The organism is Agrobacterium sp. DKPNP3 (assembly GCF_052686535.1).
In genome coordinates this window covers 39,704-58,582 of record NZ_JBQYSN010000014.1, presented here as the reverse complement: position 1 = coordinate 58,582, position 18,879 = coordinate 39,704, and the positions used below count along the sequence as shown (strand labels likewise).

At 59.3% G+C, this 18,879-nt stretch carries 16 protein-coding genes; 5 read left to right on the top strand and 11 right to left on the bottom strand.

Annotation, left to right across the window (positions count from 1 at the left end; genetic code table 11):
- From ACUTJJ_RS06440 to ACUTJJ_RS06425, 4 genes are all read right to left on the bottom strand, one after another.
- Positions 1-1,104: a hypothetical protein gene (locus ACUTJJ_RS06440; RefSeq protein ID WP_445541680.1), complete on the bottom strand. Its 1,104-nt coding sequence runs from the start codon at positions 1,102-1,104 to the stop codon at positions 1-3.
- A 272-nt stretch (positions 1,105-1,376) separates the two neighbouring features.
- Positions 1,377-2,915, bottom strand: a complete 1,539-nt coding sequence (locus tag ACUTJJ_RS06435) for an ABC transporter substrate-binding protein (protein ID WP_445541693.1) — start codon at positions 2,913-2,915, stop codon at positions 1,377-1,379.
- A 124-nt stretch (positions 2,916-3,039) separates the two neighbouring features.
- Positions 3,040-4,020: a mannonate dehydratase gene (locus tag ACUTJJ_RS06430; RefSeq protein WP_445541679.1), complete on the bottom strand. Its 981-nt coding sequence runs from the start codon at positions 4,018-4,020 to the stop codon at positions 3,040-3,042.
- Positions 4,021-4,087: 67 nt separating this feature from the next.
- Positions 4,088-4,801: a FadR/GntR family transcriptional regulator gene (locus tag ACUTJJ_RS06425; RefSeq protein ID WP_445541678.1), complete on the bottom strand. Its 714-nt coding sequence runs from the start codon at positions 4,799-4,801 to the stop codon at positions 4,088-4,090.
- A 206-nt stretch (positions 4,802-5,007) separates the two neighbouring features.
- On the opposite strand from ACUTJJ_RS06425, the gene ACUTJJ_RS06420 reads away from it, so the two are divergent.
- From ACUTJJ_RS06420 to ACUTJJ_RS06405, 4 genes are read left to right on the top strand one after another with little or no spacing between them, the layout of a single operon-like run.
- A complete protein-coding gene (locus tag ACUTJJ_RS06420) occupies positions 5,008-6,036 on the top strand; it encodes an ABC transporter permease (protein ID WP_445541677.1) in 1,029 nt (342 codons plus the stop codon).
- Positions 6,033-6,932 (top strand): ABC transporter permease, encoded by a 900-nt coding sequence (locus ACUTJJ_RS06415; RefSeq protein ID WP_045533899.1) that lies wholly within the window; start codon positions 6,033-6,035, stop codon positions 6,930-6,932. The genes ACUTJJ_RS06420 and ACUTJJ_RS06415 overlap by 4 nt, the downstream gene beginning before the upstream one ends.
- Entirely contained in the window at positions 6,919-7,764 is an 846-nt protein-coding gene (locus ACUTJJ_RS06410) for an ABC transporter ATP-binding protein (RefSeq protein ID WP_004444772.1), read from the top strand. Before ACUTJJ_RS06415 ends, ACUTJJ_RS06410 begins: the two co-directional genes overlap by 14 nt.
- Positions 7,761-8,498 carry an ABC transporter ATP-binding protein gene (locus tag ACUTJJ_RS06405; RefSeq protein WP_034498002.1) on the top strand — a complete coding sequence of 246 codons (738 nt, stop codon included), beginning with the start codon at positions 7,761-7,763 and terminating at the stop codon, positions 8,496-8,498. Before ACUTJJ_RS06410 ends, ACUTJJ_RS06405 begins: the two co-directional genes overlap by 4 nt.
- Positions 8,499-8,558: 60 nt before the next feature.
- Here the strand turns inward: ACUTJJ_RS06405 and ACUTJJ_RS06400 are convergent, their stop codons facing one another.
- From ACUTJJ_RS06400 to ACUTJJ_RS06370, 7 genes are all read right to left on the bottom strand, one after another.
- Complete coding sequence (locus ACUTJJ_RS06400) at positions 8,559-9,611, bottom strand: ABC transporter ATP-binding protein (RefSeq protein WP_445541676.1); 1,053 nt, start codon at positions 9,609-9,611, stop codon at positions 8,559-8,561.
- Between the two features lie 17 nt (positions 9,612-9,628).
- Complete coding sequence (locus ACUTJJ_RS06395) at positions 9,629-10,471, bottom strand: carbohydrate ABC transporter permease (protein WP_064264113.1); 843 nt, start codon at positions 10,469-10,471, stop codon at positions 9,629-9,631.
- Positions 10,461-11,393: a carbohydrate ABC transporter permease gene (locus ACUTJJ_RS06390; RefSeq protein ID WP_445541675.1), complete on the bottom strand. Its 933-nt coding sequence runs from the start codon at positions 11,391-11,393 to the stop codon at positions 10,461-10,463. The genes ACUTJJ_RS06395 and ACUTJJ_RS06390 overlap by 11 nt, the downstream gene beginning before the upstream one ends.
- Before the next feature lie 10 nt (positions 11,394-11,403).
- Positions 11,404-12,675: an ABC transporter substrate-binding protein gene (locus ACUTJJ_RS06385; RefSeq protein WP_445541674.1), complete on the bottom strand. Its 1,272-nt coding sequence runs from the start codon at positions 12,673-12,675 to the stop codon at positions 11,404-11,406.
- Between the two features lie 49 nt (positions 12,676-12,724).
- Positions 12,725-14,326 (bottom strand): FAD-dependent oxidoreductase, encoded by a 1,602-nt coding sequence (locus tag ACUTJJ_RS06380; protein WP_445541692.1) that lies wholly within the window; start codon positions 14,324-14,326, stop codon positions 12,725-12,727.
- A gap of 5 nt (positions 14,327-14,331) precedes the next feature.
- Entirely contained in the window at positions 14,332-15,402 is a 1,071-nt protein-coding gene (locus ACUTJJ_RS06375) for a LacI family DNA-binding transcriptional regulator (protein ID WP_100911468.1), read from the bottom strand.
- A 198-nt stretch (positions 15,403-15,600) separates the two neighbouring features.
- Complete coding sequence (locus ACUTJJ_RS06370; protein WP_445541673.1) at positions 15,601-16,338, bottom strand: carboxylesterase family protein; 738 nt, start codon at positions 16,336-16,338, stop codon at positions 15,601-15,603.
- 412 nt (positions 16,339-16,750) lie between these two features.
- On the opposite strand from ACUTJJ_RS06370, the gene ACUTJJ_RS06365 reads away from it, so the two are divergent.
- Positions 16,751-18,817 carry an ATP-dependent helicase gene (locus tag ACUTJJ_RS06365; RefSeq protein WP_445541672.1) on the top strand — a complete coding sequence of 689 codons (2,067 nt, stop codon included), beginning with the start codon at positions 16,751-16,753 and terminating at the stop codon, positions 18,815-18,817.
- Positions 18,818-18,879: the final 62 nt, after the last annotated feature.

The following is an 18,879-nucleotide window of genomic DNA, read 5'->3' as shown; positions in this document are numbered from 1 at the left end:
TTATTTCCAGCTTTGATAGTCGGCCGCCGCGCAGCCGAAAGGTGCCGGCCCATCGCCGAAACGCTCCTGCAGCCGGGCGCAGCCCCATTCGTTGAGTGCAGTCGGCAGCATGTTGTTGATATCCATGCCGGGCGAGGTGAATTGCGATGGGGCGCTGGTGACGTACCATAGCCAGTAGCCCATCACCGCAACGAAGATCACGGCTACGATGGCGACGAAGGTGAGCAGCCTGCGCGCCAGCCCCGGCCCCTTCCTTGTCGCCGCAGCCTGGGCTGCTGCAGCTTCCTGAGTTTCAGTTCCGACGACAGGAGAAAGCGACGAGAGAGCCTCCGCCCTTTCCGCGTCCGTCATTTCGATCTGCGTCAGTTGATCATCGAGCAGGACAGGCAGCGGGCTATTGCCCTGCAGAACTGCGAGCGCCACATCGTGCTTGCCTGTATGGTCGATGACGACGGGAATGCGGCCCCGCTCAAGATAGGCAAAGGACTGGCGCTTGGTCTTCGCCTCCCTGACCGTATCCGAAAAAGTGACGAAGAGACGGCTGCGTTTTTCCGCGACGGCCGTCAGTGCGACCGGGATAGCAGTCAACGGCGCCGGACGCCTGAGCCCAAGGCGGACACGCAGAACGCGGATCAGGGTAACTAGCATCGCCAGGCTGCCGAACCCAAGCAGGGCGACAAACACGCCGAGCGTGATGATGCGGTTCCAGAGCATATCGAGGCCGAGAGAAATCGTCGCAAGATCCGGATTTTTCGCTGAAATGACCAGGCCGGTTTCATAATCGCCAGAATGGACGTCGACAAACATGACCTCGACATCCTTTTTGTAGCTTACGCCTTCGTAGCTATAGGAAAGGTCTGCCTTGCATGTCGTGAAAATCGCCTTTCTAGTCTTGCAGCTGCCGCTGATATCGCCGTTCTCGATTTCAAGTGGGTCCTTGCTGATCCGATAATCGCGCATGACCCCCGGCCCTTCTGCAACAAGCATCACGACGAGGATCGCTACAAGCACCGGAACGGAGAAATAATAGGCGGCAGGCACCGAAATGGCGCCACGCTTCAGCGTCAAAGGCCGCGACGGAAGTTTTATTTGTGCAAGGTTCATGGTCGACAACGCATTTCTTGGGAGTAGACGGGCAGAGCCTGCGACTCTCACCCGGTGGAGAAGATTGCTGTCGGTCGGTCTAAACCGATCAACTTCTCGAGAAAACCCCCTGAAATTACGGGATAAAGTTGTAAACTCTTTCCCGGCCTGCTTGTAGGGACCGCAAAGTTTAGGAAGAGCTCAGTGCAGGTGCAGGAATGCTCCTGAGGCCATCCATGAATAAACGGGCGGTCAAGCCGCCCGTCGATTGTTTTAGAGCCTGCTGATGTTGTTCAGTCCTTCGTGACGTTTTCAAGCCGGGTCGTCTGGCTGGGATGGCCTACATAATCCTTGACGCGCGTATTCAGCACGATCGGCTCAAATCTTTCGAACATCGGCAGCACCGCCGGCTTCTGCGCGACGAACATCTCCTGCATCTGGGTGTAGATTTCTCCGCGCTTCTTGGCATCGGGCTCGAGTGACGCCTTTGCCGTGAGTGCGGTCAGTTCCGGAATATCCCAGGCCGAGCGCCAGACAAAATTGCCGGCGTTGTTGGCGGCAAGCGAGTTGTCCGGATTGCTGGAGAACTGTTCCATCGAGCCCAGAACGTTCGGCATGTAGGCTCCGGTCTGCGGGATGAGCAGATCAAAATCCCGCGCGCGGTGCGCGGCAATCACGTCCGAGCCGTTACCTTGCTGGATATTGACCTTGATACCAATCTGGCTGAGCGTGGCCTGAATGGCAGTGGCGAGATCGATGCGCGGCGTCTGCGCGATCGTCTTCAGATTGAGCGCGAAACCGTTCTCGTAGCCGGCCTCCTTGAGGAGTGCTTTTCCCTTCTCCACGTCGAGCTTCCAATCCGGGCTCGGAATGGCATATTCGAAGTTTTCCGGCACGGGCACCGTGCGCGCCCGGCCGTAGGGACCCATGATGGTTTTTTCCATGCCCTTGTAGTCGATGCCGTAGGCGATCGCTTCGCGGACCTTGGGGTTGGACAGGGGCTCCTTGCCGGCATTCATGGACAGGACGTAAAAACCGCCCGTCGGCACACGCTGAATCTGGAAACCTTCCTTGTTGTTGAAGATCGCGAGATCCGCAGCCGTCAGCGCGCTGGCGATGTCAATATCGCCGCGCTCCAGCATCAGGCGTTCAACCTGGCTTTCCGGCACATGCCGCACGATGACGCGGCGCATTTTGGGGCTGCCGGCCACATAGTCCTTATTCGCCTCCAGAATGATGATCTCATTCGGCGACCAGCGGTTAAGGGTGAAAGGGCCGGAACCGGCCGAATTTGTTCTCAGCCATGCATTCCCCCAGTCATCATTGACCTCGTGGGACTTCAGTTCCTTGCTGTCCACCACGCTGGCAATGACCATGGCGAGGCGATAGAGCAGCAATTCCGACGTCGTTTCACCTGAAAGATCGACACGAACCGTTTTTTCATCCGGAGCACTGACCAGCTTGTCGATGTTGTCGGCATTGTAGCCCACGCGCTTGAGGTTCGCTGCGGCCGCCTGGTTCATCTTCAGAAGGCGGCTGAGCGAATAAACCACATCGGCCGAGGTCACCGGGTTACCGGAGGCGAAATTCGCCTCGCGAAGATGGAAGGTGATGCCTTTCTCATCCGTTTCCCAGCGCTCGGCGAGCTGCGGTGAAACCTTGCCGGAACCGTCCACCGAGATCAGGCGATCATAAAGATTTGCCATGATTTCGTTGGCTTTTGCTTCGGTGGCCTGATGGGGGTCGAGTGACAGCACCTGGGCCAGTGACGTGCCGATAACCAGCTGGTCGTTGGGGGTTTTGGCCGCGACGGGCGATCCCTGCACGAGCATAGCGCCAAGAATGGTGGTGAATGCGAGACGGATCAATGTTTTTTTCATACCTGCTCCTCCTACAGATCGGTAATTGATGTTCGGGAAAAGCCGCGACGCAGCGGGGCGTCGCGGGCCAAAACGGTCAAAGATGTTTGTTATCAAGTGCTTCGATCAAGGCTGCGATGTAGCCGTAGCAGAAGGCGAAAGCGACGCCGACGGGATCGCGTCCGGCAATCGTCGGCACATGGTCCGGCATGATCATGTAGCGATAACCGAGTTCGTGATAGAGTTTCAGCGAGCGCACCATGTCCATGTCCCCCTCATCGGGGAAAGTCTCCATGAAAGACAATTTCCCGCCGCTGATGTTGCGGAAGTGGACGTTGAAAATCTTGTCGCGGCTGCCGAACCAGCGGATGATGTCGTCGATCTCCTCGCGCGGATTGTCGAGCATCTCGCCGATGGACCCTTGGCAGAAATTCAGCCCGTGATAGGGGTTTTCACGCATCTGCACGAACTTTTTCAGCCCATCGACTGTGCCGAGCACACGGGTGACGCCCCTGTAGCCCGGCGGTGTATAGGGATCATGGGGGTGGCAGGCGAGACGCACCCTGTTGCTTTCAGCAACCGGCACGACGCGTTCGAGGAAGTAGTCGATGCGTTCCCAGTTCTCGTCTTCGGACAGAACGCCGGCGAGGCCCGGTGCGGCATCATGGTCCGCCTTGTCCCAGCGCCATGCCTCGTTGAGCGAACCGCCACGGCCGCGCTCCATCTCCGTGCGCGGGATGCCAATGAGGTTGAGATTGTATTTCGCGGCAGGAATTCCGGCCCTCGCGATATTTTCGATCATCGCGCAGACGGCATCGATCTGCCGGTCGCGATCCGGGCCGGCAAGCAGAATATCGGGATATGACGCCTGCTCGATAGGCCGGGACGGCAACGGCAGTTGCACCATATCGAGGACAAGGCCAAAGCTTTCGACCTTGTCACGGTGGCGCTCGAAATCCTCGAAAGTCCAGCTCGCGGGTGCTCCGGGCGGATCCGCGCTGATGTTTTTGACGCCGAGCTGCGCCCAGACCTTGTAATCCTCGTCGTCGCGCGCAGCAACCTGGGTGCCGACATACATCGATTCTCTCCTCTCTCCATGCAAGTCATCATATGACATCGCATGAAATAAGATGAGTGTCGAGATGCTATTGCGCCTCCGCGAGCAGCCTGTATCGCCGCTGGCTTGCCAGCATGTGTTCACGCATGGCTTTTCGGGCCGCATCGGGATCCTGCTCGACGATGGCGCGCAGGATTGCCTCGTGCTCGGCCTGGACTTTGCGAAGATAATTCGCGTCGCCAGTTTCAGGCAGCGTTGGGAACTGCCCACGCGGTATCGAGCGTGAACCGAACTGGCGCAATGCCTCCAGATAGAAGCGGTTATTGGTTGCGGTCGCGATGGCCGAATGGAATTCGTAATCCGCATCGACGGTCGATTCGCCAGCGTCGATGGCACGAGCCATTTTCCTGTGCGCCGCCGAGATTGCCGCTTCCTGCTGGGCCGTCCGGCGATAGGCTGCGATCGCCGCCGCCTCCCCTTCCGTTGCCAGGCGGAACTCCAGCATTTCCAGCGTCTCGGCAATGGTGCCAACTTCAGACTGCGTTAGTTTCACGCCGGCCCACTCACTGTCACTGCTGACAAAAACCCCCTTGCCCTGAATAGAGACGACGTAACCGGCAGAACGCAAATCGGCAATCGCTTCGCGGACCACCGTCCGGCTCACGCCATAAGCGCGTTCCAATTCCGGCTCCGTGGGAAGCTGGTCGCCATTTTTCAGTTTTCCACTGCGAATTTCTGCGCTGAGATTATCGATGATCTGTTGCGCCCGCCTCTCCCGCGGCCTCGCTTTGTCGCCAATCATGCCAGTCTTCCCTCTTGCAGAATACGAATCCCTTCGTTACTCATATTATGACATTGCGGCACGTCATATGTTTTCATGTTAACTCAGGGAGGGGTTGGGATGAAGTACCATCAAGAGTTTTTACAAAAGAGAATTGCGCGTCTGCGGCGAGCAGCGGGCAAAGGGCCGGCCGCTGACGGATTTCTCTCAAGAAAGTGCGGCCAGCTATGACGGAGATTTCACTGCGCGGGCTTGGACATCGTTTTCTGCAACTGATCGTCAGCCTCTTCATCCTGCTCTGCATCACCTTCATCATAGGCCGTGTGATGCCGACCGATCCGGTCGGAGCAATCGTCGGCGAGCTTGCCGATCCAAAGGCCTATGAGGCCATGAGGGCGCGGCTTGGCCTTGATCTGCCACTTTATCAGCAGTTCTTCATTTATTTGCGTGGGCTGCTGCATGGAGATTTCGGTATCGCGATCCTGACGGGCAATCCCGTGACGCGCGATCTGGCGCAGGCCTTCCCCGCAACCTTCGAACTCGCGACCCTGGCGATCATCATCTCGACGATCATCGGCGTTCCCCTCGGTCTTGCAGCAGCTCTGTTTCGAGATACGTTCATCGACAAGTTCGCGCGTGTCTTTGCGCTAATTGGACATTCGATACCTGTCTTCTGGTTCGGCATTGTCGGGCTCGTCATTTTTTATGCCGGTCTCAATCTGGTCGGAGGACCCGGCCGGGTGGACGTGTTCTACGAGGGCCTTGTGGAGCCCAGAACCGGCCTGATGCTGGTCGACAGCCTGCTTGCGGGCGAGACGGAAATCTTCTGGAACGCGCTCGGACACATCATCCTGCCGGCCGTAATCCTTGCCTATATGGCCATGGCCTATATCACCCGCATGACCAGGGCCTTCACCCTCGAACAGCTGAGCCAGGACTATGTCATCGCGGCGCGGGCCAAAGGTGTCAGCCCCGCACGCACCATAACACGCCATGTACTGCCCAATATCGCCGTGCAGCTCATCACCGTTCTGGCAATTTCCTACGGCAATCTGCTGGAAGGCGCCGTGGTCACCGAGATCGTCTTTTCTTGGCCGGGCATCGGCCAATATATGACCAATGCGCTGCTCATCGGCGACATGAATGCAATCCTCGCCGCCACGATCGTCATCGGCTTCATATTCATGTTGCTCAACTTCCTCGCCGATCTGGCCTACACTACGCTTGATCCCCGCACACGGGAGGCCGCACGATGACCGATATCGCGCAAAACAATACAGTTGATCGCCCCGGCGCCCTGTCGCGCCTGTCGACCACAACCGTGCGGACACTTAGAAAGCTCGCAGACGAGCCACTTGGGATGTTCGGCTTCGCCATTCTGGCGGTTCTGGTTCTGGTCGCCATTTTCGCTCCGCTGATTGCGCCTTACGATCCTGCCCGCCAGGCGCTCGAAAACGCGCTTCAGCCGCCAAGCTGGGCGCATCTGGCAGGAACCGACGAATTTGGCCGCGATATTTTCAGCCGGCTCGTCTACGGCACCCGCATCACCATCCAGACCGTCCTGTCGGTCTCGGTCATCGTTGGTCCGATCGGCCTTGCGATTGGCGTCATGGCCGGTTTCTTCGGCGGGCGCACCGATGCCATCTTAATGCGCGCGACCGATATCGTCCTCTCCTTCCCCTCGCTCGTGCTCGCACTTGCCTTTGCAGCTGCGATGGGAGCCGGTCTCGGAACAGCGATCATCGCGATCTCGCTGACGGCGTGGCCACCGATTGCGCGTCTCGCTCGCGCGGAAGCACTGGTGGTGCGAAACACCGATTATGTGGCCGCCGCCCGCCTCTACGGTGCCTCGCCGCTGCGCATCCTGTTTCTCTATATCGCGCCGATGTGTATTCCCTCGGTCATCGTTCGCCTCACGCTGAACATGGCGGGCATCATCCTGACGGCTGCTTCGCTCGGCTTTCTCGGCCTTGGGGCGCAGCCGCCGCTGCCTGAATGGGGTGCGATGATCTCCAGCGGCCGCAAATTCATGCTCGATTACTGGTGGGTCGCCGTCATGCCCGGCATCGCCATCCTGCTGACGAGCCTTGCCTTCAACATCGCCGGCGATACGCTGCGCGACCTTCTGGATCCGCGTCATGCCCGTTCCTGACAGCACTCCCATACTCTCGGTACGCGACCTCAATGTCCGTTTTGGGCGCAATGCCATTTCCGCCGTTTCCAACGTCAATTTCGACGTCGGCCGCGAAAGGGTCGGTATCGTCGGTGAATCCGGTTCCGGCAAATCCACCACCGGCCGGGCCGCGATGCGCCTTTTGCCAAAGAGCGCGACGGTGACGGCGGAGAAAATGGATTTTCTCGGCGAACCGCTGCTCACAAAAACCGAACGGCAGATGGGCGCGATCCGTGGCAGCGAGATGGCGCTGATCATGCAGGACCCGCGTTATTCGCTGAACCCGGTGCTACCCATCGGCAAACAGGTGGCGGAAGCCGCCGAACTGCATCTGGCGCTTACCGGCCAGGCGGCAAGGGCTGCTGCGCGCGACATGCTGCTGCGTGTGCGTATCAACGATCCCGACCGCGTCATGGCGCTTTATCCGCACCAGATATCGGGCGGCATGGGGCAGCGGGTGATGATCGCCATGATGCTGCTCGCCAAGCCGAAGCTTGTCATCGCCGACGAACCGACCTCGGCCCTCGATGTCAGCGTGCGCAAGGATGTACTTCTGCTTCTGGATGAGATGGTGCGCGAGAACAATTCGGGCCTGATCCTCATCAGCCACGACATCCGCATGGTGGCGGCCTTCTGCGAACGCGTGCTGGTCATGTATGGCGGGCGCGTGGTGGAAACGCTGACGAAGCTTGAAGATGCGCAGCATCCCTATACGCGCGGCCTGATCGCGGCCATGCCCGATCCCCGCAATCCGGTCAGGCGCCTCAAGGTGTTGGATCGTCAGGCAATCGATGCGGAGGTGATGCGGTGATCACGGTAGACAAGCTCGACGTCGTCTACGGCGCCAAGGAAAAACGAAACCACGTCGTGCGCGGCGTCAGCCTTACGGTCAACAAAGGCGAAACCCTCGGAATCGTCGGCGAAAGCGGCTGCGGAAAATCGACCCTGCTTCGCTCGCTGGCAGGTCTGGAGGGTGGCTGGACCGGCTCGATAAGCTTTAATGGAAAACCAGTCGGCAAGACCCGCAGCCGCGACGAACTGAAACTGGCCCAGATGGTGTTTCAGGATCCCTACGGTTCACTGCATCCTCGCCACCGCATCGGTCGGGCTCTGGCCGAGCCCATCCGCGCCATGGGGCTTGGCGACGGCTGGTCGAAGGTTCCCGCCGCCCTGCAACAGGTTGGCTTGCCTGCGCATTTTGCCGAGCGCTTCCCGCATGAACTTTCCGGCGGTCAGCGCCAGCGCGTGGCAATCGCCCGCGCGCTGATCCTCGAACCACCTATCCTGCTGCTCGACGAGCCGACATCCGCGCTCGACGTTTCCATCCAGGCCGAAATCCTCAACCTTCTTGCCGACCAGCGCGAAGAACGCGATCTGACCTTTGTTCTCGTCAGCCATGATCTGGCTGTCATCGCCCATATGTGCGACCGCGTGCTGGTGATGCAGAACGGCGTTTTTGTAGATGAGCTGACCAAGGCCGACCTTGAAGCAGGCGTTACCCATGCCGCCTATTCAGGCGAGCTGTTCGAAAGCAGTTTTCTTTGAGATGATCGGTCGCGGAGATGGCACCGCCGCGGCCGGACCTGTCTGAACGCGCGCCGGGGCTCAGTTCAGCCGATTGCCGTTTTCGTCCGAAAACAGATGAATGCCGTCCAAAGCCGGGGATATCCTTATCTCCTCGCCGACCGCCTGGCCTATGCGTTCGCGAAAAACGCCGAGCACCCGCGAACCACCCAGGGTCATGGTGACCTGTGTTTCCGATCCCAGCGGTTCGACAAGCAGGATCTCGGCCGGTACGCCCGAGGGATCAAGGACGAGGTGCTCGGGCCGGATGCCATAAGTCGCCCCTTTTCGCGCAAGAGCGGCGGCAGCGGCCGGCAATGGCAAGACCACACCGCCGGTTTCAAAACCGGCTTGCGATATCACGCCAGGCAGAAAGTTTATGGAAGGTGAGCCTATGAAGCCGGCAACGAACTGGTTTGCCGGACGGTCGTAAAGTTCGAGCGGCGTGCCGACCTGTTCGACACGGCCGCCGTTCAGCACGACGACCCTGTCAGCCATCGTCATCGCCTCCACCTGGTCATGCGTCACATAGATCGTGGTGGTCCTGAGTTTCTGGTGCAAGGCTTTGATCTCGCCACGCATCACGACGCGCAGTTTGGCATCAAGGTTTGAGAGGGGTTCGTCGAACAGGAACACCTGCGGATTGCGAACAATGGCGCGGCCCATCGCAACACGCTGGCGCTGACCGCCGGAGAGCTGGCGGGGATAACGGTCGAGCAATGCGGTAAGACCAAGGATCTCCGCCGCCCAGTTCACCTTCTCGGCAATTTCCTGTTTGCTTGAGCCGCGATGCTCAAGCGAAAAGCCCATATTGGTTGCGACCGTCATATGCGGGTAAAGAGCGTATGACTGGAACACCATGGCGATGTCGCGGTCCTTGGGATCGAGATCGTTGACGATCCGCTCGCCGATCTTGAGTTCACCACCCGTGATCGTTTCGAGACCGGCGACCATCCGCAGCAGGGTAGACTTGCCGCAGCCGGAGGGGCCGACGAGGACGACAAATTCGCCATCCCTGATATCGAGATCGACGCCGTGAATGGTTTTTACCGCGCCATAGCTTTTGCGGATGTCGGACAGGGTTACGTTAGCCATCGATTAAATCCGGTTCTTCAGCCCTTGAGGCCGGTATGGGCGAGGCCTTCGACGAACTGCTTCTGGGCAATCACGAAGACGATGAGCACGGGCAGCGCCGTCAGCGTCGCTGCGGCAAGCTGGATATTCCACATCGGTCCGCCATAGGCGTCGGTATATTGGGTTAGCGCCTGCGGCAGCGTGAACATCTCTGCGCTGGAGAGAAAGACGATGGGCTCAAGGAACAGGTTCCAGGAGTGCAGGAAGGTGAAGATCGCGACCGAGGCCAGCGCCGGTTTTGCCAGCGGCAGCGCGATCTTGCGGAATATCTTGAAGCGCCCGAGACCATCGACACGCGCCGCCTCTTCGAGCTCGGCGGGCAGCGTCACGAAGAACTGCCGCATGACGAAGGTGGCAAAAACACTGGGCGCACCGAAGATCGGCACCAGAATGAGCGGCCAGTGTGTGTTGACCATGCCCGCCTTCAGAAACATCTGAAACAGCGGCACGATCGTGACTTCCGACGGAATGAGCAGGCCAAGCAGCACGACCATGAAAATGAGATTTGCGCCCGGAAACCGGATCCGCGCAAAAGCATAGCCTGCCATGGACGATATGATCATCGTTCCTGCCGTCACCACAGCGGCAATATAGGCGGAGTTCCAGTATTGCCGCACGAAAGGCTGCAACTCGAAGACCTTGGAATAGCTCGTCCAGTCCTGGTTTTGCGGGAAGAATTGCGGCGGGAAGGCGAAGATATCGCTGATCGGCTTGATCGATGACGTCACCATCCACCATGTCGGAAAGACGAACGGGATCAGGAGCACGCACAACAACCCGTAAAGAGCGACCTGCATGCGTGGGGAAAGGTCAGCTTTCATAAAAGACGATCCTCTTGCGCATCTGCCACTGGGCGAAGGTCAGTACGGCGACGATCACAAACAGCAGGATGGACAGCGTCGAGCCGTAGCCAAAGAAATGAAACTGGAAGGCCTGCTGATAGAGGTAATAGACCAGCACCGTGGTCGAGAGACCCGGCCCCCCCTGGGTCAGAACTGCGATCTGCGCAAAAACCTGCAGCGAGCCAACAATCGTAATGATCGAGGTTAACAGGATCGTCGGACTGATCAGCGGCAGGGTAATGCGACGAAACTGCTTGAAGGCGGGCGCGCCGTCGATGCGGGCCGCCTCGTAGAGTTCCTTCGGCACACCCTGAAGTGCCGCCAGAAACAGGATCATGTTAAGCCCGACATTCTTGAAGACCTGCACGACGATGACTGAAATCATCGCGGTCGTTTCCTCGCGCAGCCAGTTTGGGCCTTCGATGCCGGCCATCAGCAACATGCCGTTGATGCCGCCATTTTTCTGCAACAGGAACCCCCAGACGATCGTCCAGGCAACCAGCGAAACGACGACCGGCGAGAAGAACAGCGTCCTGAATATCGCGATGCCAGCCAGTTTCTGGTTCAGCAATACGGCCAGAAGCAGCGCCAGTGACAGGTTGAACACGACTAGCCCGGCCGAAAAAATCGCCGTCGCGCCAAGGACGTCGCGAAGATTGCTGTCCTCGACCAACATCCGGTAGTTCTGCGCACCCGTATAGGTGAAGGTGTTGGCGAGCACATTCCATTCATGCAGCGAATACCAGAACACCAGCCCGAGCGGGATCAGAACGAAGATGACGATGCCGATCAGCTGCGGTGCGATGAACAGGAAGCCCGCAAGGCTGTCGCGCCGCGCGATGGTCCAGAACGCCGGGGCCGGACTCTCCTGAGTTCGGGCAATATCCTGCGCGACAGCCATGGTTTTCTCCTCAGCGCTTCAAGAGCGGCCCGATCTGGCCGCAGATTTTTTGAAGCGCACCGGCCACATCGGCCTGCGGCCGCCAGACGGCGTCAAGGTTCGAACGCACGATCTGCTGGATCTGCGCAAAACCGGTGTGGCCGGGCATGACCTTGCCGGTCGAGATGCCGGAGATGACAACCTTTTCGATCTGCTCCTCGCTGAGAAGCGGGTTCGTCTTTTTCAGCACCTGCGCATTCAGCAAAGACTTGCGCGCTGAAGGGAAGAACTGGCTGAGTTTGGCGGAATTTTCCGGATTGGTCATGTAGGCCACGAATTGCGCCGCGGTCTCGGCATTCTTGCCTGATTGCATGACGCCGATACCCGCCTGGCCGATCAGCGCATAATCGCCGGCAGGGCCCTTCGGAAGAGGCACGAGGTCCCAGCCAAATGGCTTGTCCTTCGGCAGAAGCGAGGCGCGGCTGATCTGCGTAATCGTCATCGCCGCATTGCCAGCGAAGAAATCGACCGTCTCGCCGGGGCCCGGAATGGCCTTCTTGTCGAAGATGGCGTCGTGGATGAATGAAATGGCATCCGCCATCGGCTTTTCCGCCATGGTGCAGGTGGTGCCGTCAGCGCTCCAGGGTGAAGCCCCCCAGCCATTCCAGACGGAGGTGAGGTATTGCCAGCTCTGGTAATTGAAATCGCGGACGACAAGCCCGCCCTTTCCGGTCTTGGCGACAGCCGACGCGGTTGCGATGGCGTTGTCCCACGTCCATTCGCCGGCAGCGATCATGTCGGCAGGGGTCTTGGCACCGGCAGCCTTGATGAGATCGTTATTGACGAAGACGGCGAAGGGCGAGGTCGAAAACGGATAGGCGTAAAGCGTACCGTCCTGCGACCAGCGTTCCGTGGCGCCGGCACCCACCTCCTCAAGATTATATCCCGGCGCAGCCTTCAGTGTGTCCGTCAGCGGGTAGAGCGCCCCGGACTTGACGAAATCATAAGCCGACGTCTCGAAAATCCAGGCCATGTCAGGTGCGTTGCCACCCGCGATCTGTGTGGTGAGTGCAGTCGTGTAGGTATCGAAAGGCAGGGACTCATAAGTCACGCTGACATTTGGATGATCCTTCTTGAAACCGGCTGCGATCTCGTTGAAGAGCTTGAGATGCGCCTCGTTGGCGCTCCAGATCGTCATGCGCAGATTAACCGCATCCTGCGCAATCGCTCCGCCCGCAAACGCAAGCGAGCCGACCAGGGCAAGCGCACAGGCCGTGGATTTCAGTTTAAAATTATTGTTCATTCCCGGTCCTCCTCCAAAGATGGGTTCGATCAGACAGCAAACCGCCGTCCTAATAGGCCGCGATATCAGGCCAGCGTATTTCGATGCCCTGACGGGTCAGCTGCGTCTGGAAGGCTTCCAGACGGTCATCGTCTTCCTGCACCTGATGCGGCGTCAGGCCATTTTCCAGGCAGTGCGCCGCAAGCATCCCGGCCACTTCGCCGATGTTCCACTCGACCGGATGCAGGCGGTAGCAACCATTAGTAATATGTGTCGTGCCGATGTTCTTGCCGGCCGGGATCAGGTTTCTCACCCGCTGCGGGATCAGCGCACCGAGCGGAATTTCAAACGGGCAGGATGGCACGTCGATGTAGTTGTCGCCGCCGGTGGATGGATGCAGGTCGATGCGGTACATGCCGATACCGATGCTGTCGCGATAGCGGACCGCGCCTCTTTCGCCGCGAACCGTGTAGGACAGGTCCTGCTCGACAATGCGCGTTACCGGCTTGATACGGCGGCTTTCGCGAATGTAGGGCGCCATGGCAAGCCCATGGTCGGTGCCGGTGACATCGCCACGCAGCCGAAGCCCGCCAAACCCCTGCCCGCCATCAAGGCGCGGCGCTTCCGTCTGCAGCCAGTAAAAGACCGAATAGGAAAGATCTGCCGCCGCCTTCAGGTGGCGCGCCTTTTCTTCCTCGGCCACATCGATGATCGTGCCATCCATGTAATCGATCATCGGCCAATTCACGAGGCAGATATCCGATTGGTAGAAGCCGGGCGCAAAGTTTTTCCGTGCCGCGATGCGCCGGAAAATCCAGAGATTCTCATCACCGCCGCCCTTGCGCTGGTCGGCATCGACCAGCAGCGGATTATCATCGGGATTTGGCGTGAAGGAGCGGGTGGTATGCTCCAGCGTGCGCGGATGCGGCGCAGTGAAGCCGAGGAGCGGACCACCCCAGAAATGCGGCCGGTAAGAGCGCCAATAGTCGTAGTTCTCAGGCTTGTCGATCGTCTGGTCGCCATCGACATGGTCAATGGCAAAGCAGATTGAGACAGCCTGCACATTGTCCGGTTGAGCGTGCTCTGGCGCGCTCGGTTCTTCCGTGTCCGACTGCGCCTCAAAACCCTTGGCATATTCCGTGCCGGTCATCGGCAGCAGATCGCCAAGTTCGGTGGCGTCGAGTACGTAATCGGCGGATATGACGATTTCAGCGCCGCTGTCGCGATGGCGGAGGGTCACGGAGCGAACCAAGTCGCCGTCCACATCGGCCCCGACGGGACGCCAAGGCTTGAGTATCGTCAGGCGACCTGCGCCAATATAGGGCATCAGCATGCTTTCCATGACCGCGAGGCTGACACGCGGCTCGGCGCAGATCCGGCTCACCCATCCGCCGCCCGGATTAAGGTCGCCCCACGCGCGCGCGCCTTCCGTCAGCGGATAATGGTCTCGATAATATTGCCGCACACCGTTGCGCAGCGCCCGGTAGGACCGGGTGATGCCGAACTGTTCAACCCATGTATGCTCGTCCGAGGGAACGGCCTGACTGGTCAATTGGCCGCCGATCCAGTCGTATTCTTCGGTCATGATCACGCGTTTGCCCGCTCGTGCGGCCGCCAGTGCCGCCGCTACGCCGCCAAGGCCGCCACCGACCACGAGAATATCTGCTTTCATGTCTTTCACGACGTCACATCCGTTTTGTTGACTGAGGACTTGTTTGCCGAGCCGGTCGGGGCCGGCCCCAACGTCTCTCCCTTGACGGGTTCACATTTGAGAAGGATCTGCCCACCGGCGCTGCCGGTCTCGATGCGGTTGACCAGCATGGCGGTTGCCTGCCGCCCCATCTCCTCGCGCGGAATTTCATAAGAGGTGAAACGCACGGGGCTGCGTGCGGCCCTGATATGGCTGCCAAGCACGATCATCGAAAATGCGTCCGGCACGACAAGCCCCCTCGCCCGCGCCAGCGCCTCGACGCGCACGGCATCGGCCAATTCTATGAAGAAGGCGACTGTGGCCCCGCTCTCAATGATGGCATCGAGTATTTTCTCGGCCGGCCGGTTGACCGCCTTGATATGCAGGGCAATCGTGGCCGCATCTGCGAGCGCCGCGCTGAAACCTTGCCAGCGATCGGCAATCGATTCTGCCGGACCATGAGGCCCGATATAGGCGAGCCTGGTGTGCCCCAGCGCGATGGCGTCTTCGACGAGCTGACGCGTTCCCGCAGCGTAGTCGCCGCCGACATAGGGAACCGGACCACCGGCATCTTCACGGCGGCCGATCGCGACGAAGGGATAGTCTTCCGAAACCAGCCGGGCGAGTTCCTTGCGATCGAACTCGCGGCCGAGAACCAGACAGCCGTCCGCAATCCGAAGCCTGTTGCCTTCCGAGAAAATCTTGCGGTTATCGCCGACACCAGCGCTCGTCAGCAGCAGAAGATCATAAGCCTGCTGCTGCGCCTCTTCTTCGATACCCAGCAGGAAGGGCGTAAAGAAATCAGCCTGGGCGCTCGGGAATGCTGGCTCATAGGTGAAAACGCCGAGGATCCGGTTCAGCCCCTTGGCCATGCGCCGCGCAATCGGATCGGCAACATAACCGGTCTGGCGAATGACGGCCTGCACCCTTTCCCGGGTTTCGTCCGGGATGCGCGCGACCGCTGCCGGCGCGCCGTTCAGAACTAGAGACACCGTTGCCTGGCTGACGCCGGCAAGCTTGGCAATATCGTTCTGCGTGAGACGTCTGTGACTGGACACGCCATGCCCTCCTCCGGCATCCGTTCCCTGCTAATACGTATTAGCAGCTAATGCGCATTAGCACCATCTCCGCGTAGGGAGTCAAGCGATAAAGTGCATTCGCTGAAAGGGTCGCAGATTATCGCAAGCCTGCGCTGCAATGGCAAAACGCGGCAGAAACGGCAATGTCAGCTGTAAAAGACAGCGGTCGGCCCGAATTTACGGATTCAAGGGTGCTTTTTCGCCCGCAAGCTTCTGCTCAAGCAACCAAGTCCACATCGCCTCGTCGTTCAGCACCTTTCCCTCGACCGCCTGATGGTCAGTGTCCTCAAGCGCCGTGAGCCGAACATTGCGCTTCAGCTCCTTAAGACGTTGCACGAGCACCACTGTATCGGACAGCGGGATCACCTCGTCATCTGCGCCATGAAAGGCCCAGAAAGCCGCCTTCTCGTTCGTTCGATTGAGGTAGTGCCGAATGCCGCCGCCGGCAATCGGAACCACCGCGGCGAAAGTTTGAGGAAACTGCTCTGCCATGGACCATGCGCCGAACCCTCCCCGGCTATAGCCGATCAGATAGATGCGCTCCCGGTCCACCCGGTGGTTGGCCACCACCGCCTCAAGAACACTGGCGACACGCTCGATCGGGTAAAGTAGTTCCTCGCTCGGATTTTGCGGTGAAAACACCAGGAAGGGAAAGTCACGTCCGTCCTCTATCATTTTCGGCAAGCCGCTCGACCGTAGCTTTTCGACGTCGCTGCCGCCCTGATCGCCGCCATGCAGCCAGACGACAAGAGGATGAGTCTTGTTCGAGCCGGCGTAATCCTTGGGCGTATAAAGCAGGTAGTTGAGGTCAGAAGCGATGGTGACATCGGATTTCATCGCTTTCTGTTCGGCCTGTGCAAATGTCGAGGCAGTGATTGCAGCCAGAGCGATCAGGCAGAATTTAAGTCGTCTCATGATTTTTTCCTCCCAGTGAATAAGGCTCTTCCATGGTAATGACCGTTAAACCCGATCGGGTTCAACGCTCCCGGAAAAAGCAGAAAAAGCGCCTCGGAACACATGAAATATCTCATCATTTCAGGCCAATGAGACAACTGCCTCATCCGATTTCCGGCGATGCGACGACAGCATATCCGCTTCCGCTCCTGAGGCAACATTCGCGGAAGAGACTTCGGAAATCGAGCTGTCAGGTGATGGCGCCAACCGGACTTGCGCAGCAAGGCTTTTGCGTTCAGCATTTGTTCTGGCTTGCTGTTTGAGTCTTTGCTAATCATTGCGGCACGAAGGCGACATGGCGGCGCAGGCTCAGTCGCCCGCCGTTTTCGGGCAGGCAACTTCGCCTGGGGCAAATATCGAGGATTAGTGCAGGATGGCGGTTGCCTATCTGGAAAAACTGAACGAGCAGCAGCGCAAGGCCGTGGAACATGGTGTTGGACTGGTGGATGGACATGTCGCCGGTCCGCTTCTGATCATCGCCGGCGCTGGCTCGGGAAAGACCAATACGCTGGCTCACCGTGTTGCGCATCTGATCGTGAATGGCGCCGATCCCCGCCGTATCCTGCTGATGACGTTCTCAAGGCGCGCAGCCTCCGAGATGGCGCGCCGTGTCGAACGGATATGCAAGCAGGTCCTCGGGGCAAATTCGGCAATTATGACAGATGCATTGGCGTGGTCCGGCACGTTTCACGGCATTGGTGCACGGCTGTTGCGCATCTACGCTGAGCAGATCGGCCTCAACATCGATTTCACCATCCACGACCGCGAAGACAGCGCCGACCTGATGAATCTTTCCCGGCACGAGCTGGGTTTTTCCAAAACTGAAAGCCGCTTTCCGACAAAGGGCACCTGTCTTGCGATCTATTCGCGTGTCGTGAATTCCCAGACACCACTCAAGGACATCTTGCGCCAGCACTATCCCTGGGTTGCCAACTGGGAAAGCGAACTCAAGGAACTGTTCGCGGCCTATGTCGAGGCCAAGCAGGTCCAGAACGTGCTCGATTACGACGATCTTCTGCTCTACTGGGCCCAGATGGTCAGCGACCCCGTTCTGGCCAACGATATAGGCAACCGCTTCGACCATGTGATGGTCGATGAATATCAAGATACCAACCGGTTGCAGGCATCGGTGCTGATGGCGCTGAAGCCCGGTGGCCGCGGCTTGACCGTGGTGGGTGACGATGCGCAGTCGATCTATTCCTTCCGGGCGGCGACAGTGCGCAACATCCTCGATTTCCCGGCTTCCTTCAGCCCGGCGGCCGATATCATCACGCTGGATCGCAACTATCGCTCGACGCAGCCGATCCTTGCAGCCGCCAACGGGGTCATCGATCTCGCGCGCGAGCGCTTCACCAAGAATCTCTGGACCGAGCGGCAGTCGCTGGAGCGCCCGAAACTCGTCACGGTGAAAGACGAGACCGAGCAGGCGAACTTCATCATCGACCAGATCCTCGCCAATCGCGAGAGCGGCATGACGCTGAAACAGCAGGCCGTGCTGTTTCGAACCTCCAGCCATAGTGGCCCGCTCGAGGTGGAACTGACCCGCCGCAACATCCCCTTCGTCAAATTCGGCGGCCTGAAATTCCTGGACAGCGCCCATGTGAAGGACATGCTGGCCGTGCTGCGCTTCGCACAGAACCCGCGCGACCGCGTCGCCGGTTTCCGGCTGCTGCAGATGCTGCCAGGCATCGGACCAAAAAAGGCTGGCAACATTCTCGATGCGATTGCGACAGACCCAGAGCCGCTGCTTGCCCTCGCCGAAATTCCGCCGCCGCCGAAGACCGGCGATGACTGGACAGCCTTCACACAAATGCTTGTGGGCCTGCGGCAGGCGCCGAATGACTGGCCGGGCCAGATCGGGCAGGCGCGGCTGTGGTACGAACCGCATCTCGAACGCCTGCATGAGGATGCGGACACCCGCAAGGCCGATCTGCTGCAGCTAGAGCAGATCGCCGGCGGCTACCCATCGCGCGAGCGCTTTCTGACTGAACTGACGCTCGATCCGCCGGACGCCACCAGCGATCAGGCCGGCGTGCCGCTGCTTGACGAGGATTATCTGAGCCTCTCCACCATCCATTCGGCAAAAGGCCAGGAATGGCGCTCCGTCTTCATCCTGAACGTGGTCGACGGCTGCATCCCCTCCGACCTCGGCGTCGGCACCACCCAGGAACTGGAGGAGGAACGCCGGCTGCTCTACGTCGCCATGACCCGCGCCAAGGACAGCCTGTCGCTGATCACGCCCCAACGCTTCTTCACAGGCGGGCAGAGTCAGCAGGGTGACCGGCATGTTTACGCCGCCAGAACCCGCTTCATCCCGGCGACATTGCTGCAGTTTTTTGAGACGATGACCTGGCCACTGGTTTCAGCCGCCGCTTCGGAACGCAGCGCGCAGCAGATCCGGATTGATGTGGGTGCGCGGATGAGGGCTATGTGGAAGTAGGTTTTCGTTCCAGTCGCCCGGCATCTGGGGCAAACTAGTGTCCATCCTTAGAAGCGTGTGGT